The sequence below is a fragment of the Eubacterium sp. An11 genome, assembly GCF_002161065.1.
Lineage (GTDB): Bacteria > Bacillota > Clostridia > Lachnospirales > Lachnospiraceae > Anaerobutyricum > Anaerobutyricum faecale.
Genome location: NZ_NFLV01000076.1, coordinates 1 through 1,472, shown reverse-complemented (window position 1 = coordinate 1,472; position 1,472 = coordinate 1). Strand labels below are relative to the sequence as shown.

General features: G+C 52.7%; 1 protein-coding gene and 1 pseudogene. Both read right to left on the bottom strand.

Features of this window, described 5'->3' with window-relative positions; genetic code table 11:
• Positions 1–842 (bottom strand): annotated as a pseudogene (locus tag B5E53_RS18560) (ATPase); the annotation flags it as partial.
• 15 nt (positions 843–857) lie between these two features.
• On the bottom strand, positions 858–1,472 hold a 615-nt coding region (locus tag B5E53_RS18555), incomplete at its 5' end, for a hypothetical protein (protein WP_087317608.1).

Genomic DNA, 1,472 nt, shown 5'->3' with positions numbered 1-1,472 from the left:
GGGATGATATACCAGTCCGGCAGTACCGGGACGGTCAGTTCCTCCTCCGGAGTCAGTACACGGGCAGGTGACAGGATATACTGTCCCACAAAATCCGCTTTCGCTATGACTTCCGCTTTCTTCTTAAAGGTGTTGCCGGGCTTCAGTACCTGGAACGCCCCGTGGATGATCTCTGTAGGCGCATAGGTTCCCGTTTGAAGAGCCAGCGGCTTCAAAAGCGGGATGACACCATTGGGAGCGATATCCGTGCGGATCCCTCCCGTTGCGAGCGTATCACTGTATCGGATCCGGCGATAAGCGTTGTCACAAAGGACAGCCGCCGTTTCTGCCGCCTCGTCCATGTCCGGATAACCGGCTGCACGGTATTCCTTTAACTGCTGGTATTTCTCATTGAACTCCTCATCGGAAAGAAACGTAGGCATCAGAGCGAATAACAAAGCAGTTCCTGTATTCTCGGAATCTTTAAATACATATTTCTCCGGTGTATTTTCCGTATCCGGCGGCACCGTGTACTTCCCGGCAATAAATTTCCCGTTTGCCGGGTTATAGACCACCACATGAAGTTCTCCGGTACGGCTGGGATATTCTGCCACCGTATAGGTATTGGTCTGGCTCCCGATTGCGCCCAGTTCCTCTGCGGACTTCCCGCCTGCGGGCTCCTCCAGTTCCATATAGGTCAGGACGGCCTGCAGCGTAGCCGCATGGAGCGTGCTTCTCTTCTGCGGCTGGGTACAGTATTTGGATGCGATATTCTTAAATACGGCGTCATCCGTATAGTCTTTGAAAGGTTCTGGGAGCGTGCGCTGGAAAGTCCAGCTCTCCACTAATTTTCCACTTGCCATTGTTGCTTTTCCTCCTTATGCCCAGGTGATCTCCACTGCGTTTTCCGTCTCTGCCGCTTCCAGTTCATCATCGGCAAACACCTGCAGGAGTGCAGGCCAGTAGGCTTTGGGCGGGAAATGCTCCAGCTTGCCTTTTACTTCCGGATCTTTCCCGTTGAGGATATAAACGTCCCCCTGTTCTCCGATGAACAGCTTCTGGTGTCCTTTTGCCTGTAAATTCCCGATCATTTCCACAAGGAATGGTTTCCCAATCAGGGAGTACCAGGACGCAGGATCAACCTTTGGCGTATCCGGGGATGCGGATTTGTCGCCTCTCCGCTTCAACGCAGAGACAGTCAGCATCTGAAGATGCAGGTTTCCGTACTCATCCATAGACACTTCCGCAAAGTTATGATTACCGGTGTTCCTGGTAGATAAGCGGATCGCATCGCCATCCAGCAGGTGGGAAAGACGCAGAGGTTCTGCAAATTCCCAGGTAGCTTCCGGAAAAGCAGACTGAAGTGTATCTGTGATCTGGTAGCTGATCTGCCGGATCAGGATGGTTTCCAGATCTGAGTTCCCGTTTCCTGTATCCGTTGCCCTTCCAGTCGGAATCCGCAATTTCCGGAGTCCGGAAGCAAGCGGAGGGAT